Source organism: Rhizobium sp. S152 (genome assembly GCF_030380735.1).
In the GTDB taxonomy this organism is placed as follows: domain Bacteria; phylum Pseudomonadota; class Alphaproteobacteria; order Rhizobiales; family Rhizobiaceae; genus Rhizobium.
On the sequence record NZ_JAUDRZ010000003.1, the window covers coordinates 80,059 to 105,024 of the forward strand.

Consider the following 24,966-nt stretch of genomic DNA (forward strand, 5'->3'; position numbering starts at 1 on the left):
CGACAGGATTGGTGCAGTGCAGCAATGGAGCATTTGACGTATTTGCCCCCGTGCGTTTTGCCCGTAACATCGGGCCATCAGACGCAAGAAGTTCGATTATTTCATTGAGTAGAAACGATAATCTAGCGCCGGACAAATTACCCGGCAGACGATATGCAATGTGCTTTTTTCTTCGCTTAAGCGAGAATTTTAAACTGGAATGCAACTTGCTTTGCACAAGCGGAACAAGATTATTTCGCGGCGCGTGAAACCGTGTGACCGAGAGGGAAGAGCTTGAATACTGCGCAGCGGATTCCCAGAAACCGGCGGACCTACAACAAGTGGGTGGCGAACCAGACTCTGGAAGACTATGCGCTGCGTTTCACCGCTTACCGGGTAAGGCGGTTTTCGAACTGGCGTATCGCCAATACGGCGATTGGCGCTATCTCGTTCCTGGCGCTGGAGGCGATAGGTGGCGCGATCACCCTCAATTATGGCTTCGCCAACGCCGTCGCGGCGATCGCGCTTTCCTGCGGCATCATCGTGCTAATGGGCATTCCGATCGCCTACAATTCGGTCAAATACGGCGTCGATATCGATCTACTGACCCGCGGGGCCGGTTTCGGCTATATCGGCTCGACGGTGACATCGCTGATCTACGCGACCTTCACCTTTATCTTTTTCGCGATCGAGGCGGCGATCGTTGCAACGGCGATGCAATTATGCACCGGGCTGCCCCTGCCGATCGGTTATATCCTGAGCGCCCTTGTCATCATCCCGCTGGTGACCCACGGCGTCACGTTCATCAGCCGGTTTCAGGCATGGACGCAGCCTTTCTGGGTCGTTCTGCAACTGGCGCCTTTCGTATTCATTGCGGCACAAAGTCATGCCTCGGTGAGGCAGTGGACGGGCTATTCGGGTCTCTGGGGAAACTCCGACGGGCACGTCGATCTCGTCCATTTCGGCGCTGCCTCGGCAGTGATCTTCTCGCTGGTGGCGCAGATCGGAGAACAGGTCGACTTTCTGCGCTTTCTGCCACGCCGGACGCGCGCAAACCGGTTGCACTGGTGGGCGGCGCTACTGGTGGCAGGCCCCGGATGGATGGTGATTGGCGGGCTGAAGATCCTGGCCGGCTCGTTTCTGGCCTTCTACGCGTTTCAGCATGGCGTCGATTTCAAGGATGCGTCCGATCCGACTCGGATGTATCTCAGCGTCTTTCGCGAGATGCTGGGCTCGCCGGAAATGGCGCTTGGCCTTGCCGGCATCTTCGTCATCATCTGCCAGTTGAAGATCAACGTCACCAACAGCTATGCCGGCTCCATCGCATGGTCGAATTTCTTCTCCCGGCTCACCCACAGCCATCCCGGCCGGGTGGTATGGCTGGTTTTCAACGTCATGCTTGGCCTGCTCCTGATGGAATTCGGTGTCTACAAGGCATTGGAGCAGACGCTCGGCCTTTATTCCATCCTTGCCGTGTCCTGGATGGGCGCGATCGTCGCCGATCTGGTCATCAACAAGCCGCTACGGCTGTCGCCGCGCTCGGTCGAATTCAAGCGTGCGCATCTCTACGACATCAACCCGGTCGGTTTCGGTGCGATGCTGATCTCGGCCCTGACCGGCCTTGTCGCCTATTCCGGCTTCTTCGGGCCGACGCTTGCAGCGATCTACATCTATGTCGCTCTCGTCTCGGCTTTTCTTCTTGCGCCTGTTTTGGCGATCGCTACCCGCGGTCGCTACTATGTTGCGCGACAGTCGTCGGCGGACTGGAAGAGCGGTCAGGCGATCGAGTGCTGCATCTGTGAACATCATTTTGACAGCGAGGACATGGCCCGCTGCCCCATCTACTCTGGACCGATCTGCTCGCTCTGCTGCTCCCTTGATGCGCGTTGCGCCGATGCCTGTAAGGCCGATGCTCGCTTCATGCAGCAGTTGCGCGGCTTCACTAGCGCATTTCTTCCGCATCGCTTCGCGGTCTTCTTCGAAAGCCGGCTGGCGCGTTATCTGGCGATGCTGACTGTCGTTACGGCGCTGATCGGTCTCGTCTTCTGGCTCATCTATTTCCAGAGCAGCCTGGATCGCGCTTTGCCCGCATCCCAGATCGCCACGGTTCTCTGGAAGCTGTTCATCATCGTTTTCATAATTGCCGGGATTATCGTCTGGCTCTTCGTCCTCGCACAAGAGAGCCGCAACTTTGCCGAGGACGAGGCGCGCAAGCATACGCGATTGCTGATGGATGAGATCCGGGCCCATGACGAGACCGACCGGCAACTGCAAAAGGCGAAGGAAGTGGCTGAACGGGCCAATATCGCCAAGAGCAAATATGTCGTCGGCCTCAGCCACGAACTGCGCACGCCACTCAGCGCCATCCTCGGCTATGCGCAGCTTCTGGAGCGCCAGAAGGGGCTGCCGGTCTACATTCACAACGCGGCGCGCACGATAAAGCGCAGCGGCGAACATCTGGCGGACATGATCGAGGGCTTGCTCGATATTTCCAAGATCGAGGCGGGAAGGCTGGAGATATTCCGCCACAAGTTCGCGCTGAGACCCTTTCTCGATCAGATCGTCGATATGCTAACGCTGCAGGCACAGTCTCGTGGCATCGAGTTCGAGTTTCGTGCCAGTTCCTCCATGCCGGATTACGTTGTTACCGATGAGAAACGGCTCCGGCAGGTGCTGATCAACCTTCTGTCGAACGCCATCAAGTTCACCGATTTCGGTAAAGTCAGTCTTTCCGTCAGTTATCGTGGCCAGGTCGCGACGTTCGAGATCGAGGACACCGGGATAGGGATTCCCGAAAAGGATATCGAGCGTGTGTTCCGACCGTTTGAAAGAGGTGAGCAGGTCGGTGATGCAATTCGACCACCCGGGACCGGTCTCGGGCTGACGATTACGAAACTGCTGGTCGAGATTATGGGTGGCGAACTTGTTGTGCGCAGCATGGTTGGGAGCGGCACGCGTGCCTCGGTTCGTCTGCATCTTTCAGCGGCGACCGGGACCGAAGATGCTCCGGCCGCGGTCTCCCGTATCAGCGGCTATGAAGGTGCACGGCGGACGGTGCTCGTGGCCGACGACGATCCCAGCCAGCGGACACTTTTGGAAGACGTTCTGCGACCTCTCGGCTTCACGGTAATCGCCGCTGCCGACGGCCGGGCCTGCCTGTCCGCGCTGTCGCTCCATCGGCCGGATATTATCATTCTGGATATCGCCATGCCGGGGATGTCTGGCTGGGATGTGGCACGCGAGATCCGCAGGCGTCTTGGCCGCGAGCTTCCGATCGTCATGCTCTCGGCGGATGCCGGTAACGAGCGGACCCGGCCTGAATACGCCGATCTTTGCAATGCCTATCTGATCAAGCCCTTCAGTTTCGACGAGCTGCTCGATTGGTTCGCGACGCTGATACCGCTCACCTGGATACATGCAGGAGAGACGATGGCGGAGATCGACATGCGGCCCAGTTTCTCGGCGGAGGAACTACCTGAACGGAATAAGCTCAAGCAACTGCGGACCCTCGGCGAGACAGGTTTCACGCGTTCGATCGAGGCCATGCTCAACGATATTCAACTGTCCTCGCCGAAGACGGCGCGGTTCTGTGGCCATATGCGGCTTCTCGTCACGAATTACCGGCTTCGTGACTTTCTGGCTGTGATAGAGGAGGTGAAAAATGTCTGACGTTTCAGGGATGAGCTGCGTGCTCGTCGTCGACGATTCGCCGGATGCGCTGTTCATGCTCTCCGACGCTCTCAAGCTTGAAGGCATGGATGTGATGACCTGCAGCAGCGGTCGCCAGGCGATCTCGATCGCCAACAGCAAATCACCTGATATCGTGCTGATGGATGCGGTCATGCCCGGTCTCGACGGCTTCGAGACCTGCCAGATACTCAAGTCCGATCGCGGCTTCGAGGATATTCCGATCATCTTCATGACGGGCTTCAACGAAAGCGAACACGTCATGCGAGCACTCGCCGCCGGCGGCGTCGATTTCGTCAGCAAACCGATCGAACTGAACGAACTTTTCGCACGCATGCGTGTGCATCTCGGCAATGCTAGACGTACGCGCTCGGCCCGCAGAGCGCTTGACTTCACCGGGCGTTGGATCGTCGCATGTGATCGCAATGGCCGGATTTTCTGGTCAACTCAACAGGCCGCCGAACTGATGCAGCGGGCCGGTATTCGCTCCGACCAGCGCGCCTATCTGCCATGGGAACTGGTCGAATGGCTGGCACAAACGGGAGAAATTAGCTCATCGGCTGTAACGGGTGACACGTTCCGCTATTCGCGCAACGGTCAGGATCTTGAGTTTCGGCTCTTGTCCGGCGACGGGGGCGAGGAAGTGCTGTTGCGCCTGGTTGATCGCCATCACGGCACCGACGAGGAGCGTTTGGCAAAGGCATTCGGGTTGACGTTGCGGGAAGCCGAGGTGCTGCTGTGGATAGCCCATGGCAAGGCGAACAAGGAGATTGCAGACATCCTCGAGATGTCTCCGCGCACCGTTAACAAGCATCTGGAGCAGATATTCAACAAGCTCTTGGTCGAGAAGCGAACCTCCGCCGCCACGATGGCGGTCAAGATTCTATGGCGGGATAGTTGAGAGATGGTAACGGTAGACGGCTGGCTGTGACGCGGATCTGCTCAAGGATCACCAACCATATCCTGCGCGGCTTCCCTTGCTTGCAACGAACAATCGTCGCTTCGGTCGGCTCGAGGCAACTGGCTGGCATAGCGCACCGTTCGCTCCGCGCGCGAGCAGGCTTCCGTGCCTTGGCTTCCCAGCCTGCTATTCACCTTTGAGGCCTTGGCGAAAAACCAGGAAGATAAAGTAAGGGCATCCGATAAATGCCGCCAGAACGCCTGCCGGGATTTCATAGGGAAAGTCGACACTCCGGCCGATCCAGTCCGCGAGCATCATCAGCAGTCCTCCGATAACGCTCGACATCAGCATAAACGATCCGGGTCCTCGTGGACGGGACATGCGAGCCATGTGAGGGGCCATGAGGCCGACAAAGCTCAGTGGCCCGACAATGAGCGTAGCGGCTGCAGTCAACGTTGCGGAAAACAACAAAAGCGTGGCGCGGATGCGAACGGGGCGCATGCCGATTGATCGTGCGAGTGCGTCACCCATCGGCAGGATCTCGATCCAACGGCGAAAAAGAGGTGAAAGCAGAAGCGCCGAGATGGCAATGAGAGCGGCTATGATTGCGACCAAACCCGTTGCGCGAAATGTCGGTCCCATCGTCCATGCGAGGACGTACGTCGCGCGCGGATCACCACTGGCAACGATGACGGAAATGACCGACGTGACCAATGCGCCTACCGCGACACCTGCGAGCATCACTGGGCCGGGCGCGAAACTGTGCCGCCTGGCGACAAAGAGGATAATGGCCAATGCGAGTAGCGCGCCGATGATGCCGCCTGCCAATGGCATGACCGGTGAACTCATGCCGCCAAGGAACAGGGCTGCGATTATGCCCAGACCAGCACCACCGCTGACGCCCAACCCCTCCGGGCTTGCCATCGGGTTTCTCGCCACGGCTTGTAGGACAGCTCCTGACAGTGCCAACATCGCGCCGGCGGAAACAGACGTGAGAACACGCGGCCAACGGCCATGCGCGAGAACGGAAACATCGATGTTTTCAGAAAACACATGCTCGGTCAGCGATAGGCCCGCGACCAGCATCATCAGCACAAGCGATAGCGGCAGCGCAAGGTTTCGCGTGATCGGGGCCATCGGTTGGAGCGCACTGTCTGCGGTCGCTTGAAATGGGGTTGGAGGTATTTCGCGCAGCATAAACAACATTGCGAGCGCGCCGGTGAGCGCGGTGATCGTTCCTGTTGGCACTTCCCCTATGAAGGGCGGGATGACAAGCACGACGCCATCCGCCAACAGCAACAAGGCACCGCCTAACAACCCTCCCCACAGAAGCCGTTGTGGCAGTGTCCGGGCGCCGCAGAGGCGCGCGATGTGAGGAGCAGCCAAGCCAATGAATGCAATCACGCCAATGCGCGCCACAACCATGGCCGACAGCACAGTGGCCAGAAACAGAACGACCACGCGCAACTTCGAAGGAGATATCCCAAGGCTTCGCGCGCCGGCGTCATCAAGTCCGACAATCGCAAGTGGTCTGACGAACAGCAGCAGCGCTGGGATGAGCATCAGCATCCGCAACGAGAGCGCGACAGCGTTGGAAAAGTCGTTCTGAATAAGCGAGCCACTTCCCCAGATAAACACGCTGCGCAGGTATTCGTGATGGAATAGCGCCGTTATCACCGAGGCGGAGCCCGCCGCGAAGCTGACGATCATCCCCGAAAGGAGCAGGGTGACCGGGGCGAAGCCGCTTCGGAATGAAAGTCCACAAACGAGCACGACTGCAGCCAATGCGCCGACCACACCGGCGAGTTCGCGCTGCCCTGCGGAGACGCCTGCAAGTGTGAGGGACACGATGGTGATCGCCAGTTGAGCGCCCGAGAGAATGCCGAGCGTCGATGGTTCCGCCAGTGGATTTTTCAGGATTTGCTGAAAGATCGCACCCGTAAACCCCAGAGCCGTCCCGGCGAGCACGGCAACCGCCATGCGGGGGAGAAGGGAGAAATGGACATAGGCTTCTCCGAAAGAAGTGTTGTCCGGATGCAGAAACGCTTCGACAAGGCGATCCAGTGGGACATATCTCAGTTGTCCCAGGAAGCAAAAGGCAAGCGCGAGGATCATGGCCAGCCAATACACGCGGGCGGACGTCGCGAATTGGTTCCTATCCAAAACCAAGAGCCTTTCGAAGAACTTCGGCAAAGCGCATTGCTGATGGAAAGGCCCCGAATACCCAGGTAGGCGCGATGGTAGCGACATCGCCGCGCTGCACCGCAGGCAGGGACCGCCAGAGCGCGCTTTTCAGGAATGCATCCGGCGGGCCGGGCTCGATGATCAGCACTCGCGCCTCGGGGTGTCGGGCGATGGCGTCGAGGCCGGCGGTCGCAAAGCCCCAATTGTTGGTGGGTTCGTTCCAGGCATTCGTGATGCCGATCCTTGCAAGCACGTCGTCGAACAAGCTTCCGGCTCCGTAGATGTCGATAATGCGGTCATCCGTGAACTTGATGATCAGGAGCGGGCGGCCGTCATAGGCGCCGGTTTCCGCCTTGATCGCGGCGAGCCTCGCGTAACTGCGATCAAGGAAGGCTTCGGCCTCCGCGGAACGGTCAATGCGCTTGCCGATCCCAATCAGGGCCTCGTGGGAGCGCTGCAAGGGTTGCTGCTCGGCTGTATAGAGTGGAAGCGCCATGGTCGGCGCGATGTCCTGCAGTCGCGCTTGAGAGACGCCGTAATTCGCTTGCGACAAGATTAGGTCTGGATGCAGCGATCTCAGTAGTTCCATATTGGGCCATGAGCGCAGGCCGAGATCGATCGTTCCACCCGGAAGCGCCGGCACAACGACGCGTTCACCATAGAGGGGAGCTTCAGCGACCGATTGAGGTGCAACGTCGATCGCAAGAAGGCTTTCGGCCCAGCCCCAGTCCAGGACGGCAATCTTGGGAGAAGGGAGTTCAGCGGAAGCGACACGTGGCATCATGAACGCGCCGAAAGCGGCGGCAAATTGCCGCCGCGTCAGTTGACCGAGATGGGGCTGTCGGGGGGCTGCCACCGTCACCAGCTGTATTTGAGAGTGGCGTAGACGCTGCGTCCCTCGCCCCAATAGCATCCGGTCGCGGCGATGCAGGTCGACACATATTTGCGGTCGAAAAGGTTGCTGACGTTGACCGAAGCCTTCAGGCCTTCAAGCTTCGGGTTGGTCTTGCCGAAGTCGTAACGCACGGCGGCATCGAAGACCGTATAGCTCGGGATGTCTAACGTATTGGCGTTGTCGCCGAATGTCTGGCCGGTATATCGTGCCCCTGCTCCCACGCTCAGGCCGTCCCAGTTGGTCGAACTCTGCAAAGCGTAGTCCAGCCAGATGGACGCCTGGTGGCGGGGAACGAAGGCGAAACGGTTGCCGCGGTTGGTCGTATCCTTGGTGATTTCGCTATCGGTGTATGCGTAGGACGCGATAACGGAAAAGCCGTCAGACAACTCGGCTTTGCCTTCCGCTTCGATGCCCCGCATGGTCACCTGGCCCGTTTGTACGCGTTGGCCGGAGTGATCTGGATCGGGCGTGAGAACGTTGTCCTGAACCAGATGGTATGCCGAAAGCGTAAGGAAACTGTTCATCCCTTCCGGCTGGTACTTCACGCCCACCTCGTATTGTTCACCGAGCGTAGGGCTGAACGGGTTTCCTGCAAAGTCCGTCCCCGTTGCCGGGTTGAACGATGTCGAGTAGCCCGCGTAGGGTGAAATGCCGTTGTCGAAGTTGTAGACGATGCCCGTTTTCCAGGTAAAGCGTCCGTCATTCTGATCGATAGCCTTTATGCCGCCGCTGCTCATCGTCAGGGTTCTGGTATCTGTGTTCGCCCAGTCGTAGCGACCGCCAACGGAAAACGCGAACCGATCCCATTCCACCTGATCTTGCGCGTAGATGCCGAGCTGGCTCCGGTGCTGGTTGGTGCGCGTGTCGATCGGCGGACGCGTAATGGCGCTCGCTCCGTAGACCGGATCGTAGCCATCGAACGGGATGAAGATCGGTGAAAGCGCGGACTCTTCGTAACGGCTGCTCTCATAGGAGTAGTCGAGCCCGAACAACGCAGTGTGCTCGAACTCGCCCGTGGAGAACTTGGCGATGGCCTGATTGTCGACGGTGACAGCGCGTGCGCTTTCCGGGAAAGCCCAGGCATAACGATAGAAAGCCGCTGGGTCACATGCACCAAGGCAATAAGGCTGGACGCGCTGGGTATCAGTTCCGACGTAGGAATAGCGGAGGTTCTGGCGCACGGTCCATGTGTCGTCGAACTCGTGTTCGAACTCATAGCCTACGGATGCCTGGTCGCTCTTGTAGTGATCGTAGCCGGGCTCTCCCGGAAAGGCTCCACGCGGCAGTTCCGGATAGATCCCTGTGTAGAGGGTACCGTTTGCGGTAAGCGCCGGGGCGCCGCCGCCACCGGGCGAGTTGATCTTCTGATAGTCAGCATGGATAGTCAGAGATGTCGCTTCATCCGGCTTGATGGTGAAGGACGGCGCAATATAGGCCTTCCGTTCCTCGACGAAGTCATATTGCGTATCCGTCGCGCGGCCAACGCCCACGATGCGGTAAAGGAAGGCGTCATCGCCATTGACCGAGCCGCCGAGATCAAACGCCGTCTGGATGCGTTTGTCTGTCCCAACTTGCAGCTCAACCTCGTTCTTGGCGGTTGCGCTCGGTCGCTTCGACACCATGTTGATCAAGCCACCCGGCTCGCCTTGGCCATAAAGGACGGACGATGGGCCCTTGAGGACTTCCGCTCGCTCGAGGCTGTAGGGTTCCACGCGTGGCTGCGCATAGCCACGCGAGCCGAACGGCAAGCGAAGGCCGTCGAGATAACGCCCCGGGCGGAAACCGCGGATGGTGAACCAGTCATAGCGCGAGTCATCGCCATACTGGCTGATGACGCCGGGCGTATAGCGCAGAGCCTGCGTCAGTGTCGCGGACCCTTGTGCCGTCATTTGATCCCTGGTGACGACATTGATGGCCTGCGGTGTTTCCTTGAGCGGCGTGTCGGTCTTCGTTCCGGTCGCGCTCTGCCTGGCGACAATGCCATCGACGGGGCCAAATGCCTGTTCGCCGGCCACGGTGATCGGCTGAAGCATAGTCGATCCATCCGAGGGGGAGACACTCGCGCCACCCGCTGGATTGACCAGGACAACTGTATTTGCGGACGAGAAGCGATAGGAAAGCCCCGTTCCCGCCAGAAGCCGTGAGAGGCCGGCTTCCGCGGGCATGCTCCCCGACAGCCCCGATGTGCGCAGATTGCCTGGTAGCGCGCCGTCGAACACGACGTCCACGCCGGTGATCGACGAATATCGGACGAGCGCGGCCGACAGCGACTCTCCTGGAATCGAGAATTGATAGCTTCTGCTGGTGCTTTGGGCATGAAGTGTCGTCGCGGCGGTAAACGGGCATAAGACGACACACGTCGCCAGAAGAACCCCACGCACCATCTTCCGTTTGCTTCGACGATCTCTTCCGAAATAGTTCAACACAGACACTCACGCCCCCTTGGAAACATAGTCAGACCCCGGCGATACGAGGCTTCGAAAGTGGGACGAGCGAGGCTGGAAAAAACCTGAGTAGATTTTGAAGTATTTTATCGCGGGTAGATGAGCGCCAGCCAGGGAGAATAGGTATCCACGCGGATCGGAAGACCGTTCTCCAGTGTCTGAAGGATATTTCCGGCCCGCCTGACATCGACGATCAGCGTGACCGGGCGCTTGGCAAGCGCGCTGGCCATGACGATCATTTTGCCACGACGCCATTTCGACAACGCTCGAACGGCGTCTTCCAGGGGCGTCGAAATGAAGACCAGCTTGCCGTCGCGCCAGGAAAGCCGAGATCCGACATCGATTTCGGACGGCGTGGAGATTCTGTCGTTGGCGAACACCACGGACTGACCCTCCTGCACGTCGAGAGCCTCGAAGGGCGAGGACACGCGGACTGAATGTTCGACGACGGCGACAACGATACGATCGTCTTCCTTCGCAACCGAGAACTGCGTTCCGAGAGCAACGGTGTTGAGTGACCCGGCATTGACGACAAAGGGACGAGAGCTGTCTGTTGCGACGGTGAAAAACGCCTCTCCATCGACGAGAGTGATGGCCCGCATCGTTGCGCTGTAGGCGAGAGAGATTGCAGAAGCCGTGGAGAGCTCTGCGATCGATCCATCCGGCAGAGTGATCGTTCTGGTCTCACCTTTTCCCGTCCTGAAATCTGCGGGAACGGGGCGCAGATAGGCTGCCGTAGCCAAAGCGGACGAGGCGATGACCACGAAAGCGCTACCCGTCTTCAGCAGTTTTCGACGTGACAGTTGCGCCGATTCCGATTTATCCGGCACCATGCCGGCACCGAGCCAAAGTCGTTCAATGTCAGCATAGGCTGCAGCGTTCGACGAGTCCGCTTCCAGCCATGCCCTGAAGTCCGCAAGGTCATTCGGTGTCGCACTGTCATCCAGCAAGAGCGCAAACCACTCGGCAGCGCCTCTCGACGTGTCGACCGATGCTGGGGGTGATGATTTCCCGATGGGATCGTGCATTTCTCTCGCGGTTCCCCAGCTGCCTGTGCGTTGATCCGACCGGCGGTGATCAATCTTCTGACATCATCTCGCTTCGCAGACGTTCAAGCGCCACCACCATATGGCTGAAAACCGTCTTGGGGGAAATCCCGAGCTGAGTTCCAATGTCGGTATAGGTGAGGCCGTCGATGCGCGACATCAGGAACACTTGTCTGGCACGGGGCGGCATGTTGTCGATGATCGCCGAGATGCGACGCAGTTCATTGATGCCGATCGCAATCTGTTCCGCCGATGGCGACGGGTCGCATACAGCCTCCAATCCGTCGATACCGTCGACGAAAGGTGCTATTCTCTTTCGCCGCTGGTGGTCCAGAGCGAGATTTCGACCCGTCGTCATGAAGTAGCCGGCCAGGTCCGCGACCTCGCGCAGCAACCACCGTCGCTCCCAGAAACGAAGGAACGTATCTTGCAGCAGATCTGCGGTCGTCGCCGAGCATCTAACTCGTCGGTAGATCACAGCCGAAAGACGTGTGCGAACGTGGAGAAACGTGTCGAGAATTTCAGGAGGATGAGCGCGGGTCATAAGATGCTGCTAGCATTCGGGAGCAGATGGGTGCAATATTAAAGCTGATTATAAAAATCATATTTTTTGCGCGCGGCTCTTTTGTCACAAGAGCCAGCGCGCCGTGATGTTTATCAAAACAATATCGAGATCACCTTACCTTTTCCGACAGAAACTGTGGTGTGCCGAAGCAAATCCCGCAGGCTATCGAAGCTGCACGGTGAAATCGCACATCGTCTGCGACGGAGATTTGCCACTAGCGGTCAGACAATAGTTCAGTTTTTTCAAATGTCAGCGGTCGACTTTGAATGTCGATCGGCCCTAGCCCGCAACGTTTCTTAACGTGATGACACACGCTTCCGCGCCGTGATCGCTACCGTCCAATCCGCATCATCCGCTCTTTTCGCGGATCAAACGGAAGGTCGTTTCATGGGTCGGATATATTGGTCAGTCTTGTTGCCGGCGCAGCCCGTCGTTGGCGCGCTTTGTTTCTGGCTTACCTTCTTCGCGGCCTGTCAGTCGGCCGAGCAATTGCCTGTTAGCGTGGTGATCGCCAAAGAGGATGCGGTGACGCGGACTATTCCTGTCGTCGGCTCGCTTGTGGCCCGCGAGGAAGTGCAGGTTTATCCGCTCATCGAGGGGCCGGCGATCGAGCAGGTTCTCGTCGAAGTCGGGCAGACGATCCAGAAGGGCGAGCCGCTCGCCCGGTTCGACACCACCCAAGCGCGCATGCTTCTCGAAAAGAATTCGGTGAGCATGTCGCGCGCCCGCGCCGCGGTCGCCGTGGAGGAAAGCAAGCTCGAGGTAGCCGACGTCAAGCTCAAGGAAGCGTTGAAGGTCGTCGAGCGCAACCGGGCTCTTCAGCCCAAGGGAGCCGTATCGACGCAGGTTCTGGAGGAGTATGAGAATGCCTATGCCCGGGCCGTGGCGGAACGCGCGCTCGCGCAGCAATCACTCGTTCTTGCCGGTGCCGATGCGGCACTGATCGGGCGGGAGCGCAAGGAGATCGAGCTAACGATCGAGCGCAGCACCGTGAGAGCACCCGAGAGCGGGCTGGTGCTCCGGCGTGCCGCCCGCGTCGGAGCCATGACAGCCGACACGAGCGGCCCGCTCTTTGTGATCGCTCGGGATGCTTCTATCGAGTTTGTCGCGCAGGTGACGGAGACGAGCTTCGTGCAATTGCGCGAAGGCATGCGCGCCGACATCTCGGTGGCCGGGCATGATGGAACGATTAGCGGTGTATTGCGATTGAACGCGGCCGAACTGGATCCGATGACGCGAAGCGGTGAGGTTCGTATCGCGCTGGACGACGCAGAGGGTCTCAAGCCCGGCATGTTTGCCCGTGGGATCGTGCAGGCGTCGACGCGCCGCAACATCGTTCTGCCCGGCAGCGCGGTCAGGACCGCGAGCGGCGCAAGCAGCGTTTTCATCGTCGAGAACGAAGCCGTCGTCCTGCGTGGGGTCACGCTCGGCGCGCGGCAGGACGGTGTCGTCGAGATCGTCGACGGCATCCGCGACGGCGACATGGTCGTGCTGAAGTCGGGCGGGCTTCTCAAGGTCGACGAGAAGGTCAAGCCAGTCGTCGCGACATCCGGTGACTTGCTCGCCAATCGTCTCGCATCCTCGCTTATGCTCCGATCGATGGAGATAGCCCGATGAATGGCAATATATCCGCCTGGGCGATACGCAATCCGCTCCCGTCGATCCTGCTCTTTGTCATCCTGACGGCAGCGGGCCTTTACAGCTTCGTGAAGTTGCCCGTTACCTATTTCCCGACGATCATCACACCGGCGGTCAAGGTCACCGTTGAGCAATCCGGCGCAACGGCCGCCGAACTGGAGATCGAAGTTACACGGCTGGTGGAGAACGCCATCGCATCGCTCCCCGCCATCAAGGAGTTGCAATCCACGATCGGCGAGGGGCGTTCGGTTACGAATGTTGAATTCGAGCTTGGTCTCGTCTCGCCCGAGCGGGCCATGGCCGATGTTCGCGATGCCGTTGCCCGCATCCGCGGCGACCTACCCGGAACGATCGACGAGCCGGTGATCGAGCGCATCGAGGAAGAGGCCCAGTCCGTCGTTACCTATTCGGTCGCGAGCCGCGGTATGACGGTCGCCGAGCTTTCCTGGTTCGTCGATGACGTTATTACCCGCGAACTGCAGGGCCTTTCCGGCGTTGGGCGTGTCGAACGGATCAGTGGTGCCGATCGGGAAATCCATGTGGCACTCGACCCGGACCGGTTGCAAGCCTTGTCCCTGTCGGCAAGCAAGGTCAACGAGGCGATTGTGGGCAGCCAACTCGATCGCTCGGGCGGTCGCAGCGACATGGAAGGGCGCGAGCAGGTGCTGACAACCTCTGCCGCTGCCAAGACCGTTGCCGCGCTTGCCGAGCAGCGACTGTCCCTCGATGGTGAGACTTCCGTGCGCCTTGCGGATATCGCCAAGGTTCAAGACACCATTGCCGAAGCCCGGACATTCGCAACGTTGAACGGCCAGGATATCGTCGGTTTTTCAATCTATCGATCGCAGGGCGCAAGCGACGTAACCGTTGCGGCGGCGGTCGCAGGCGCCGTGAAAGGGCTCGCTGCAGGCCATCCCGACCTGCGTTTCACCCTCGCCGACGATGGTGTCGCCTATACGGCTGGAAACTATCGCTCGGCAATGAACACCCTGTTCGAAGGAGCGGCCCTTTCAATCGTCGTTGTCTTTCTTTTTCTGCGGGATTGGAGAGCAACGCTGGTGGCCGCAGTGGCGTTGCCACTGTCGATCATTCCGACATTCCTTGCGATGGACCTCCTTGGTTTTTCGCTTAACATCCTCAGCCTTCTCGCCATCACGCTCGTGACGGGGATTCTGGTCGATGACGCGATCGTCGAGATCGAAAATGTCGTGCGCCACCGCAACAGCGGCAAGTCGGCCTACAGGGCGGCGCTCGATGCCTCCGACGAGATCGGCCTTGCAGTCATCGCCATCTCGGCGACGATCATCGCCGTGTTCGCGCCGGTCGGACTGATGGGCGGCGTGATCGGGCTCTATTTTCGGGAATTCGGCCTTACGGTCGCCGTCGCCGTATTCTTTTCCCTGCTGGTCGCGCGATTGATCACGCCGATCATGGCGGCGTATGTGATGACAGCCTCGCCACCCGTCGGGGAAAAAAGGGGGCGGCTGTCTGTCGCCTATGACACCATTTTGCGCGCGACATTGCGATGGAAATGGGCAACGGCCGGCTCCGCGCTCGGCCTTTTCATACTCGCCATGTTTTCGCTTGCCTCGATGCCGACAGCCTTCTTGCCCGCTGAAGACATCGGTCGCTTGACGCTGACGGTCGAATTGCCGCCCGGGGCGACGCTCGATGAAACACGCGCCGTAACGGATCGCATTTCGGTGATGGCTGGCAGGATGCCGGAGGTCGAGGGCGTATTGGCCCGCGCAGGGGTGAGCATGACTGGCCAGGAGGATGTGCGTTACGGCATCATATCCATCGACCTCACGCCAAAGGAAAGCCGTGACCGTTCGTCCTTCGCCATCGAGGCCGAATTGGAGACGCTGCTCTCGGGGATCGAGGATGCCCGTCTTCGGTTTCTCAATGACCGCGGCGGGCGTGATGTCACTTTCTCCGTGCTGGGTGGCGACGGCGATGCGGTCCAGTCCGCAGCCAACAGGATCATGGCGGAGATGGCCAGGGAGGGCAGCTTTGTCGATCCGGCCGGCGATAGCGTTGCCACGCGGCCGGAACTTCGTATGATTGTCGATGGTGACAGGGCGACGACGCTCGGCGTCTCGACCGCTGCGATTGCCAGCACCATGCGAATATCGACGATTGGCGACGTGGATCCGCAACTAGCCAACTATATCGACGGTGCCCGCCAGATCCCGATTCGGGTCCTTCTGGAGCGATCCGCGCGCAGCCGTTTGCCGATCTTTCAGACGCTCAGCGTTCCCGCCGCCAGCGGTCGGCAGGTTCCTCTTTCCGCGGTCGCGGCAATCAGTTTCGACGAGACAGTCGCCATGATCGAACGTTTCGACCGACAGCGGCGCATCGAGATTGGCGCCGATATGGCGGCGGGGCTGACTTCCGGCCAGGGGCTTCAACGTCTGCTTCGACTTGATAGTGTCAAGGCACTCCCCAAGGGTGTACGGGTCCAGGCAAGCGGCGAATCCGACACCGAAGGCGAGATATTCGAGAGCTTTGCCGTCGCCATGAGTGCGGGCATCATGCTGGTGCTGATCGTCCTGATTCTGCTTTTCCGCAGCATCTTGTCGCCCCTCACGATCCTGGCATCCCTGCCATTGTCGATCGGCGGCGTTGCGGCGGCGCTTCTTGCTTCCGGCAATGCCATTTCGCTGCCGGTCGTGATTGGTATCCTGATGCTGATGGGCATCGTGACCAAGAATGCCATCATGCTGGTGGATTTCGCTATCGAGCGGGAGGCGCACGGCCTCAACCGGATCGAGGCCGTGGTCGAGGCATGCCGCGAGCGTGCGCGCCCGATCATCATGACGACGCTCGCAATGGCCGGCGGGATGCTGCCGTCGGCATTCGGCTTGGGGGATGGCGGTGCATTCAGGGCGCCGATGGCTCTATCGGTGATCGGTGGTCTTCTTGCCTCCACCGTCCTTTCATTGATCGTCATTCCCAGCTTGCACATGATCGTTTCGGGGCTCGCCGATCGCGTGAGCCGCGCCTTTAGACGCCTTGTGCAGGCGCCCGAAGCGGAGGCTGTCCGCCCCGACATTTTTCCCAGCGGTTCGTAACACAGGACAACACATCATCACGCCAAGGCCGCCTCGATCGTGGAAAAAAAACGACCATGTCCACCAGTCGAGGTTCTGAAAACAATATGCAAGATGTCCGTGTGCCTTTTCTCCAGATCTATCGCATCAACGCGTTGCGCGTCCTTGGCGCCGCCGCATTCGGCCTGCTCGCAGTCACCTCGCCACCCGTGATGCCCCTCTTCATCCGGACCATTCTCGAGGCCATGGGAACGCTGGCGATTTTTGTCGCCATTGTCGGCCGTTGCTGGTCGCTTTTCTATATCGGCGGCCGCAAGAATTCCGAACTCGTTGACTTCGGTCCCTATTCGATCTGCCGCAATCCTCTCTATTTTTTCAGCTTGATCGGCATCGCCGGCATAGGCGCGCAGACGGGCAGCCTCGTGTGCATGGCCGTATTCGTGGTCGCGACCTATCTCGCCTTCGACACGGCCATGCGTGGGGAGGAAGCCTATCTCGGCAGTCGGTATGGCGAGGCTTTCGACGACTACAAGCGGTCGGTGCCGCGGCTCCTTCCTGATCCCTCGCTGTGGCGGGAATGCGAGGACATCCCGCTTCGCTCCGTGCGCGCGGTCGGCAGCCTAAGGGACGGGATCGTGTTTCTCGGCGCTTGGCTGGCTATCGAGGTCGTACGCCTCGCTCAAGCATCGGGGCTGTTGCCCGTTTTTTGGACATTGCCTCTGTGACTTTCGTCTTCGCATCTTCTCAAGCCTCGCAACAAAATTTAATAAAGCGACACATCTTCCATCCGGGTGGCATGCGACATGCGTGTCTTCACGCGAGCGAGCGAGACTGTCGTGCAATCAAATTCCGCCAATGCGAAAATCCTGATCGTCGAGGACGATTCCGAGATCGGCAGGCTGCTTGCGCTTGCCGTACAGGAAAACGGCATGATCCCGACTGTTGCCGAAGACGGGCATGTGATGAATGCGCTGTTGCGCAGCAACGAGTTCGATCTGATCATTCTGGATGTGATGCTGCCCGGCGAAGACGGATTGAGCATATGTCGGCGAATCCGCTCGGAAAAAACGACGCCGATCATCCTCCTGACCGCGCTTGGCGAGGAAGTAGATCGCATCGTGGGGCTGGAGGTCGGTGCCGATGACTACGTCACGAAGCCCTTCAGTCCGCGAGAGGTCGTGGCTCGCATCAGAAGCCTGCTGCGGCGCGCCTCTTATGGGCTGGCGCATACGACGGTCCAGCGGACTCTGCGTTTTGAAGGCTGGCAGATCGATCCCCTACGGCGGCAGCTTCACGATCCGAGCAATGCCCGGGTCGCGCTGACGACGACGGAATTCGATCTCCTGCTTGCCTTCTGCCGCAATCCCGGCCGTGTAATCACACGCGAGGAACTCCTTTCGCTCACCCATACCGGGTTGGCGGGACCGATCGAACGCAGTGTCGACGTCCACATCAGCCGCCTGCGCCAGAAGATCGAAACGGATCCCAAGAACCCGGTCCTGCTACAGACCGTCAGGCTAGGCGGCTACATGTTCACCGCCAGCGTCGAACAGGCCTGAACGACCGCGTGACGAAAAAAGGCCCGGTGCGAGCCGGGCCCTTTCTCGAAGTTTGCTGGGTTTTAGAACTTGTAGCCAACGAAGAGCGAGGTCGAGGGCTGAACCTTTTCCTCAACGATCGGGCTATCGGCGGCATCACCGGTAAGAAATCCGACCCCGGCTTCGCCACGCACCAACCAGTTCTCGCTCAGCATGTAGATCGCCGAAGCGGAGACATCGACACGCTTCAGGCCGGCTTCCGCTTTGTATTGCGCTAGGCCTGACCGGGCGGATTGGGCTGCATCGACGCCGAAATAGCTCTCCATGTGCTTGTCGTTGGCGACAACCGCTTCGACGCTTGCGCCAAGGATGAGGCGCTCGGTTACCGGCGCCTGATATTCGGCACCGAACGTTCCGATCAAGCTTTCGCTACCGCCGATCGTTTGGTCGATGGCGGCATAGACTTCAAGACCGTTCCAGTTGTAGGACGCCTTGGCGCCCACCGTGGCGGCAAAGTCTATATTGCCAAGGCCTTTCAGGCGGTCGGCATCGTCTTCGTCGCGGCCGCCTTCATATCCGACGTTACCCGAGAGCGCGAAGCCGTCATGCCGGAATGGCGTGATTGTGATGCCACGCGGATCAATCTCCAGCCAATCGCCATAGGTGAACACGGCGAAGGGGACAGGGGAAATTTCGAACTTGTCACCGCCTTCATATTCCGGTTCGTAGATCGCACCGGCGCCGACGATCAAGCTCCAGTCCCGCTGGTCCTTCTCATTGGTGAACCGCTTCTGATCGAAGGCTGGTTCCGGCGGTTGTTCCGAAAGGCTTGCATCGGCGGCAAGCGCGGACGCGCCTGCGTCCGCGAGAAGCAATGAGACCGATAAGGCGCTTGCAAGAAGGCGCCGGTCAGTCCGTTGGGTAAAAGACATGGGTGCTCCAGTGATTTGACACGGACGCTCAGAGATGGCGCACCGTGCATGCGACATGTCTCTCCTGTCACGAACGGAGCTTGCTCCGCGTGTTGTTGTGTTACGCTTTGTTGCGGGCTAAGCCGCGGCGCCGTTGCCGGACAGGAAAAGACGCGCCGCAACAAATCTTAATGTCCATTTCCCGCCATCGTCATTATTGTCCGGCGATTGCCGATTGCCGGTTATGGAAGGTTTGCAGGTTTCGCGTGATGCAGAAGACGAAAGCCCTGAAGAGCTATTCCAGCGGTTCGACGATTTCCCGGCTGCTGCGGTGGGGTGCGACGATTCACGGCCAGATCACGGGCGTCATCCTTGCCTGCCTCGTCATCGCTTTCGTCATCGGCTCCACATTGGAACGGCGAGTGCGGGAGGAATACAGCGCGCCGGATCTCGAGGGGATGTCGGCGCGGATTTCGGCGATCGCGCTGGTGCTTGCGAAAGCAACGCCGCAGGAGCGGGACATCATCGTTGCGGCGGCCAATCGCAACGACCAAAACCTTGTCCTGCAACCGATCTCGTATTTCGCCGATTTCGCAACGTGGTCGCCGGACGAACCTTTCATCCAGCGGCTCATCGACCGACTATTGCCGCCGGAAGACTATCCTGTCCCTTATGGTGGCTGGCGCACCTTCGTCGACGGGAAACGCGTGCTTGCGGCCCAGGTTGATGACCAGACGCTGATTGTCACGGAACTGCTGCCGGAAAGCTTCCTGCGCAACGATGCCTTAAGGTTCGGCTCAAACTATCTCGTCGCGACCGTCACCCTGATCATCCTCTTCTCCGTCTTCGCCGTGTGGGCCATCACCAGTCCGTTGAGACGCATCTCGGCTGCGGCCATGAAGGCGGATATCTCGCTGGGGCCGGCCGTCTTCGAGGAACGCGGCAGTGTCGAGATCGTAGCGCTCGCGCGCGCTCTGAACAGCATGCAACAGCGCATCTCAACCATGGTCGAGGCGCGCACGCGGATGTTGCGCGGCATCAGCCATGATCTGCGCACGCCACTGACTCGTCTGCGGCTGCGTGCGGAGCGGGTTGGCGAAAGCGAGGTACGGGATGCGCTCCTGATCGATATCGAACGGATCGATCGCCTCCTCAAGGAAAGCCTGGGCTATCTGCGTGACAACCACCAGCGCGAGGCGGGGCAGCGCGCGGACATTGCCTCGGTATTGCAAACCGTTTGCGATGAGTTTTCCGACATGGGGCATGCCGTCCAGTATTGGGGACCGTCGCGCATGGTGGCCAGCTTCAAGCCTCTGGCGCTGACACGTGCCATCACCAATCTCTGCGAGAACGCGGTCAAGTTCGGCACAAATGTCGAAGTCGAACTACTGGCGGCCGACGACCTCGTGATCATAGAGGTAAAGGATGATGGTCCCGGCATTCCAGAGGAATATCGCAGCCGGGTAATGGAGCCTTTCTTCAAGGTCGATGCCGCGCGCCGAGGCACCAATGCGGGCTTTGGCCTCGGTCTGTCCATTGTGGCCGAGATTATTCAGGCACATCACGGGAAACTTGAACTGCTTGAGCGTTATCCCAAGGGCCTGATTGTCAGATTGACCTTTCAGAGCAATGAGATGGCCGGGTGAGATTAGCCTGTAGAACAGTCACGCCATCAATGTGCAAAGGTCGGCGCCAACGATACTTCAGCTGTCGCACGCGCTTTCGATGAACGCGGCGAATTGTCGTGATGGTCGACGCCATCCCGCCCGCTCCTCGCCTACGCCCACGAAGGCTCTTCCAAGCGAATAGGAGCGTCGACATTGCTGTAAAAATAACAGATTTATCATTTCTGTTAAATTCAATAAAATATAGTAAAAACAATAGTTTGGATCAATCAATCCCTTCCTCTCGTGACTGACTTGTCCTTTTTTCTCGTTGACATAACAGGATTTGTAACATACCAAGTCCGCTAATCGGCCAATGGTCGTGGCAATGGAGGAGCCCAATGAATTCGATTAGTCGCAGAAGTTTGCTTAAGACGGCAGCCGGTGGCGCCGCCACGGTCGCCGCGTCAACTCTTTTTAATATCAGGCCTTCGATTGCTGCCGCACCAGTTCAATTCGTGTCGCAGCGCTATCCTGCGGTCGAACTCTTCGCTGAAAAGCTGAAGGCGGCAGCCGGCGATACGGCGATCAATATCCAGTTGATGCCATACTCGAAGATGATCGAACTTGTATCGATCGCGCTGTCCTCCGGCGCGGATACGATCGATGTGATGTACACCAACGAGGTCACGACGGTGAACTATGCCAAGAGTGGCTGGTTGCGACCGTTGAATGATCTATGGGATCGCTTCAAGACTGAATTCGATCTCGACGACTTCGATCCGAAGGTCGTCGATAACCTCTCGGTCGATGGAAACATCTACGCGATTCCGCTCTCGGCGATGGGCAATTTCCTCTTCTATCGGAAGGACTTGATGGAAGAGAAAGGACTGAAGGCGCCTGCCACGATCGCCGATTATGTGCAGGCTGCAGCCAACCTGAAGAAGGGACCTGTCGCGGGAACTACGCTGACGCTACGTCCCGCGGACTATATGCTCAACGAGGCGCACTGGTATCTGCATGCGTTGGCCGACGGTTGGTTCGACGACAAATACAATCCGGTTTTCAACTCCGACAAAGCCGTTGCCGCCATCGAACTCCTTCGCGACGCGGCCAAGAGCGCACAGCCGAGCTACACATCGGCGTCCAACGACGAGGCGAACCTTGCGCTGCAGATCGGCGCGGCCGCGATGGGGCCGCTGTGGCCGACGCGTGCGCCATCGATGGACGACCCCAAGCGCTCGCGCGTGGTCGGAAAAATCGACTTTGCGCCGCTGCCATCGGGACATGGTCGGATCGTGCAGGACGGATTTTCGATTTCGAAGTTCAGCAAGCAGGACCCGGAAGTCATGTTCCGGATGCTGGCGGCAGCGCTCAACAAGTCGAACGCTACCGAGATCGCATCTCTTGTCACGCCGGCAAGGATCAGCCTCAGAAATGACGCGTCGCTGAAGGCAAAGTTCCGCTATTACCCGGCCGCCATCGAAGCGCTTCAGACGGCAACCTCCTATCCGCGTATCCCGGAATGGTATGCGCTGGGCGACGGCTTGAGCCGCCATCTTCTGCGCGCCGTCACGGGCGAGGCGCCCGTCAAGGACGCGCTCGACCAGGCCGCGTCCGAAACGACGTCTTTCCTCAAGGATCGCGGATACTATCGCGGATGAATATGTCCAGTACCGAACTCGCCACACGTCACACGCCGCGTGTGGATGCGCGGCAAAAGGGATCGAAGGCGCCAGCCTTCGATCCTCACTATCTGTTTCTGATCCCGAGCGCGCTCACGCTGATCGCGGTTCTGCTCTTTCCGATCTGTTACACCGTTTACCTCAGCTTCTTTGATCACAACCTCAACACCGGTTCAAACACCTTTATCGGCTTCGGCAACTACATCGCCTTGCTGTCGGAAGGACGCGTCTGGTCGTCGCTTGCGAGAACGATCCTGATTGCGGGAACGGCTGTTGTCATCGAAATCGTGCTTGGACTTTTTGTCGCCTATGGGTTCTACAACCTCGTACGTGGCGCCAAAACGCTCAACCTCCTTTTCTTCGTGCCGCAGGTCATCACGCCTGTGGTGGCCGCGGTGTTCTTCCGCTGGGTCTTTATCGGTCAGTTCGGCTTGATTGCTGCAACCCTTGCGGGCTACGGCATCGAAGCGCCCGACTTTCTGGGCACGGCATTCTGGGCGCCGATCACCGTCATTTGGGCTGATGTCTGGCAGTTCACGCCACTGGTTGTCCTGATCCTGTATTCCGCGATGCTTGGCGTCGACGAAAGCCAGCTTGAAGCGGCGCGCATCGACGGGGCGGGCGCGATCATGCTGCTGCGTCGTATCGTCGTTCCTGCGATCAAGCCGTTCATCATGTTTGCGTTCTTGATCCGCATGATGGACGCTTTCCGGTATTTCGACTCGATCTATGTACTGACGGCCGGCGGACCAGGCACGGCGACCGAAACAATCACGATGTATACCTATGTCCTGGCATTCAGGCTGCTCGATTCCGGCAAGGCATCGGCGCTCGGCGTGCTGACGTTGCTTTTCCTTTGCGCTGTGACAGCAATCGTCTTTGCCTTCAATCGCTTCTTCTCAAGGAGGTCGTCGTGAAACGCGCGTCCCTGCGTTACCAACTCCCGCTATTCGTCGCTTTGGCGGGGCTGACGGTCGTCAATCTCATTCCTGTCATCTGGGCGCTTCTGATCTCGCTCAAGCAGCCGGTGGACGCGTTCGCTGTTCCGCCGAGCCTCATCTTTGAACCCACACTGGAATTCCACTACGAGATCTGGTTTGAGCGGGGTCTCCTCGGCTACCTCGTAAACTCACTGATCATATCGGCGGGCACGGTTGTTGTTTCCGTAACTTGCGGGACGCTTGCAGCCTATGGATTGACGCGTATCCGGGCAGGACGTGTTCAGGCCATCCTGATAGGCCTTATGGCGGTGCGCATGATCCCGCACCTTTTGCTGGCGATTCCATTCTTTGTGCTCGCACGATACTTCGGCCTAATCGACACGCATTTTGTCATGATCCTTGCGCTGGTCGCGATCAATCAGCCGTTTACGATCTGGCTGATGAAGGGCTTTTTCGATGACGTGCCGAAGGAGCTTTACGAGGCGGCGACCGTCGATGGCTGCAGCATCTGGCAGGCCTTCTACAAGGTCGCGCTTCCGGTGGTGCGCCCGGGCATCTGGGTCGCCGCACTCTTCAGCTTCCTTTTGTCCTACAACGAGTTCCTTCTGGCGCTCGTCCTCACCGGTCCGAACTCCAAGACCTTGCCGGTGGCAATCTCCGAATACGGCGCGGAAGACATCACCTACTGGTCGTTGTCGGCAGCCGGATCGATTGGAATCATCCTTCCCGTGCTGTTGTTCATGGGCGTCCTCCAGCGACAACTCGTCCGCGGCTTTGCTGCAGGTGCCGTCAAGGGATAACGGCAGAGGCGGTTCGCCGCGCAGGATTGGCAATGAAAGCCTCCGGCCTCAAGCCGGAGGTTTCTTGCCTGAAGGGACCCTGTGTTTGCGGAGCGATAGTTCGGCCCCGACGACGATGGGCGAGGCTGAAGTGAGCCACCAATAGATGGAGCGTTTTACCTCAAACCGAGAAAGGACAGCCGAAAATGAGAAAGCCGCCTGGCACGGTTTGCCTAAAGTGCCGTGGTCGCCGTCTCGACTCTCGTCAAAGAGGTGGGTTCTGTTCCCAAAATGCGGCGCCGGAAGTGCCCTCTCCGAAGAATAGTCGGGCTTGCGCACTTTTGATGTGATACTGCATGCGGTCACGGGCCAGTTCGGAATTGCCGGCGCGGATCGCATCGACGATTGCAGCATGGTCCGCCTGAACGCGTTCGATATTCTTGGCGGGCTGGGACATAAGAAGATTACGCGCAAGCTGAACGATGAATCTCAGGTCATTCGTCAGGCGCTCGAAAGCCTCGATAAAGAAGGCGTTGTCCGTCGCCGTCGCGATTGCCCGATGGAAACGAATATCTTCCTCTGTACCATCGGACACCCGAGCATTTATGTTGCCGAGTTCATCGGCCGCATGCTCGATGGCTGCGAGCTGGATCGCCGTTCTCGTGCGCGCTGCGACGAAGGCGATTTCGCCCTCAAGCGCGACACGAAACTGATAGAGCTTCTGAACATCGGCGATGCTGGCGATCCTGCGGTCGTTCGACATAGCTGCAGGCTTGTGGCCATTGATCGTCGGAACGACGAAGCTTCCGGAGCCTTTTCGCGACTGTACAATGCCTTCGTCACGAAGCCTGCTGAGCGCTGTGCGCACAATTGGTCTGGAAACGCCGAACTGGGTGCAGATCTCCGCCTCGGAAGGCAGGCGGGCACCTGCACCCCATTTCCCCGAATTGATTTCCCGCATCATGTCCGCATAGAGGACATCGCTCAGTCTCGGCCGGTTTCCTGCACCTCTAGCCATGTTTGATGCTCCACAGAGGACGTTTGGGGCGTCGCAAGCTAATTCGATGGTGAGATGTCATTTTCTCTCTCCGACCCGAATCATCGGCCACGTTCGGT

The 24,966-nt window shown here is 59.0% G+C and carries 17 protein-coding genes; 10 read left to right on the forward strand and 7 right to left on the reverse strand.

What is annotated here, in order from left to right; translation table 11 throughout:
- Positions 1-273 precede the first annotated feature (273 nt).
- Both QTL95_RS05065 and QTL95_RS05070 read left to right on the forward strand, forming a co-directional pair.
- The gene (locus QTL95_RS05065) at positions 274-3,648 is read left to right on the forward strand and encodes a hybrid sensor histidine kinase/response regulator (RefSeq protein WP_289718882.1); all 3,375 of its coding nucleotides are present in this window, start codon (positions 274-276) and stop codon (positions 3,646-3,648) included.
- A complete protein-coding gene (locus QTL95_RS05070; RefSeq protein WP_289718883.1) occupies positions 3,641-4,567 on the forward strand; it encodes a DNA-binding response regulator in 927 nt (308 codons plus the stop codon). The genes QTL95_RS05065 and QTL95_RS05070 overlap by 8 nt, the downstream gene beginning before the upstream one ends.
- A 186-nt stretch (positions 4,568-4,753) precedes the next feature.
- Here the strand turns inward: QTL95_RS05070 and fhuB are convergent, their stop codons facing one another.
- The 5 genes from fhuB to QTL95_RS05095 form a co-directional block, all read right to left on the reverse strand.
- Positions 4,754-6,760 (reverse strand): Fe(3+)-hydroxamate ABC transporter permease FhuB, encoded by a 2,007-nt coding sequence (gene fhuB, locus QTL95_RS05075; protein WP_289718884.1) that lies wholly within the window; start codon positions 6,758-6,760, stop codon positions 4,754-4,756.
- Complete coding sequence (locus tag QTL95_RS05080) at positions 6,723-7,535, reverse strand: ABC transporter substrate-binding protein (protein WP_289718885.1); 813 nt, start codon at positions 7,533-7,535, stop codon at positions 6,723-6,725. Before QTL95_RS05080 ends, fhuB begins: the two co-directional genes overlap by 38 nt.
- A 74-nt stretch (positions 7,536-7,609) precedes the next feature.
- Positions 7,610-9,874, reverse strand: coding sequence for a TonB-dependent siderophore receptor (locus QTL95_RS05085; protein ID WP_289718886.1), 2,265 nt, complete (start codon positions 9,872-9,874; stop codon positions 7,610-7,612).
- Positions 9,875-10,176: 302 nt separating this feature from the next.
- Positions 10,177-11,118: a FecR family protein gene (locus tag QTL95_RS05090; protein ID WP_289718888.1), complete on the reverse strand. Its 942-nt coding sequence runs from the start codon at positions 11,116-11,118 to the stop codon at positions 10,177-10,179.
- A gap of 49 nt (positions 11,119-11,167) precedes the next feature.
- Positions 11,168-11,680 carry an RNA polymerase sigma factor gene (locus tag QTL95_RS05095; RefSeq protein ID WP_289718889.1) on the reverse strand — a complete coding sequence of 171 codons (513 nt, stop codon included), beginning with the start codon at positions 11,678-11,680 and terminating at the stop codon, positions 11,168-11,170.
- A 408-nt stretch (positions 11,681-12,088) separates the two neighbouring features.
- Here QTL95_RS05095 and QTL95_RS05100 point away from each other — a divergent pair, with 408 nt between their 5' ends.
- From QTL95_RS05100 to QTL95_RS05115, 4 genes are all read left to right on the forward strand, one after another.
- Positions 12,089-13,318, forward strand: coding sequence for an efflux RND transporter periplasmic adaptor subunit (locus QTL95_RS05100; protein ID WP_289718890.1), 1,230 nt, complete (start codon positions 12,089-12,091; stop codon positions 13,316-13,318).
- Positions 13,315-16,413: an efflux RND transporter permease subunit gene (locus QTL95_RS05105; protein ID WP_289718891.1), complete on the forward strand. Its 3,099-nt coding sequence runs from the start codon at positions 13,315-13,317 to the stop codon at positions 16,411-16,413. Before QTL95_RS05100 ends, QTL95_RS05105 begins: the two co-directional genes overlap by 4 nt.
- 86 nt (positions 16,414-16,499) lie before the next feature.
- Positions 16,500-17,117, forward strand: coding sequence for a methyltransferase family protein (locus QTL95_RS05110; protein ID WP_289718892.1), 618 nt, complete (start codon positions 16,500-16,502; stop codon positions 17,115-17,117).
- 78 nt (positions 17,118-17,195) lie between these two features.
- A complete protein-coding gene (locus QTL95_RS05115) occupies positions 17,196-17,951 on the forward strand; it encodes a response regulator (RefSeq protein ID WP_442981255.1) in 756 nt (251 codons plus the stop codon).
- A gap of 62 nt (positions 17,952-18,013) precedes the next feature.
- Here QTL95_RS05115 and QTL95_RS05120 read toward each other — a convergent pair whose 3' ends face one another.
- Complete coding sequence (locus QTL95_RS05120; protein WP_289718894.1) at positions 18,014-18,862, reverse strand: MipA/OmpV family protein; 849 nt, start codon at positions 18,860-18,862, stop codon at positions 18,014-18,016.
- Positions 18,863-18,951: 89 nt separating this feature from the next.
- On the opposite strand from QTL95_RS05120, the gene QTL95_RS05125 reads away from it, so the two are divergent.
- From QTL95_RS05125 to QTL95_RS05140, 4 genes are all read left to right on the forward strand, one after another.
- Positions 18,952-20,487 (forward strand): ATP-binding protein, encoded by a 1,536-nt coding sequence (locus tag QTL95_RS05125; RefSeq protein ID WP_336622274.1) that lies wholly within the window; start codon positions 18,952-18,954, stop codon positions 20,485-20,487.
- Between the two features lie 476 nt (positions 20,488-20,963).
- A complete protein-coding gene (locus QTL95_RS05130; RefSeq protein WP_289718895.1) occupies positions 20,964-22,109 on the forward strand; it encodes an extracellular solute-binding protein in 1,146 nt (381 codons plus the stop codon).
- Positions 22,106-23,047, forward strand: a complete 942-nt coding sequence (locus QTL95_RS05135; protein ID WP_289718896.1) for a carbohydrate ABC transporter permease — start codon at positions 22,106-22,108, stop codon at positions 23,045-23,047. The genes QTL95_RS05130 and QTL95_RS05135 overlap by 4 nt, the downstream gene beginning before the upstream one ends.
- On the forward strand, positions 23,044-23,871 hold the full coding sequence (locus QTL95_RS05140; protein ID WP_289718897.1) for a carbohydrate ABC transporter permease: 828 nt from the start codon (positions 23,044-23,046) through the stop codon (positions 23,869-23,871). The genes QTL95_RS05135 and QTL95_RS05140 overlap by 4 nt, the downstream gene beginning before the upstream one ends.
- A 244-nt stretch (positions 23,872-24,115) precedes the next feature.
- Here QTL95_RS05140 and QTL95_RS28625 read toward each other — a convergent pair whose 3' ends face one another.
- Positions 24,116-24,868 (reverse strand): FadR/GntR family transcriptional regulator, encoded by a 753-nt coding sequence (locus QTL95_RS28625; RefSeq protein ID WP_442981256.1) that lies wholly within the window; start codon positions 24,866-24,868, stop codon positions 24,116-24,118.
- Positions 24,869-24,966 lie beyond the last annotated feature (98 nt).

Excerpts from the sequence above, each read along its gene's own strand:
- QTL95_RS05070 (WP_289718883.1), top strand. The coding sequence starts at position 3,641 with ATGTCTGACGTTTCAGGGATGAGCTGCGTGCTCGTCGTCGACGATTCG.
- QTL95_RS05080 (WP_289718885.1), bottom strand. The coding sequence starts at position 7,535 with ATGATGCCACGTGTCGCTTCCGCTGAACTCCCTTCTCCCAAGATTGCC.
- QTL95_RS05090 (WP_289718888.1), bottom strand. The coding sequence starts at position 11,118 with ATGCACGATCCCATCGGGAAATCATCACCCCCAGCATCGGTCGACACG.
- QTL95_RS05095 (WP_289718889.1), bottom strand. The coding sequence starts at position 11,680 with ATGACCCGCGCTCATCCTCCTGAAATTCTCGACACGTTTCTCCACGTT.
- QTL95_RS05100 (WP_289718890.1), top strand. The coding sequence starts at position 12,089 with ATGGGTCGGATATATTGGTCAGTCTTGTTGCCGGCGCAGCCCGTCGTT.
- QTL95_RS05105 (WP_289718891.1), top strand. The coding sequence starts at position 13,315 with ATGAATGGCAATATATCCGCCTGGGCGATACGCAATCCGCTCCCGTCG.
- QTL95_RS05110 (WP_289718892.1), top strand. The coding sequence starts at position 16,500 with ATGCAAGATGTCCGTGTGCCTTTTCTCCAGATCTATCGCATCAACGCG.
- QTL95_RS05115 (WP_442981255.1), top strand. The coding sequence starts at position 17,196 with ATGCGTGTCTTCACGCGAGCGAGCGAGACTGTCGTGCAATCAAATTCC.
- QTL95_RS05120 (WP_289718894.1), bottom strand. The coding sequence starts at position 18,862 with ATGTCTTTTACCCAACGGACTGACCGGCGCCTTCTTGCAAGCGCCTTA.
- QTL95_RS05135 (WP_289718896.1), top strand. The coding sequence starts at position 22,106 with ATGAATATGTCCAGTACCGAACTCGCCACACGTCACACGCCGCGTGTG.
- QTL95_RS28625 (WP_442981256.1), bottom strand. The coding sequence starts at position 24,868 with ATGGCTAGAGGTGCAGGAAACCGGCCGAGACTGAGCGATGTCCTCTAT.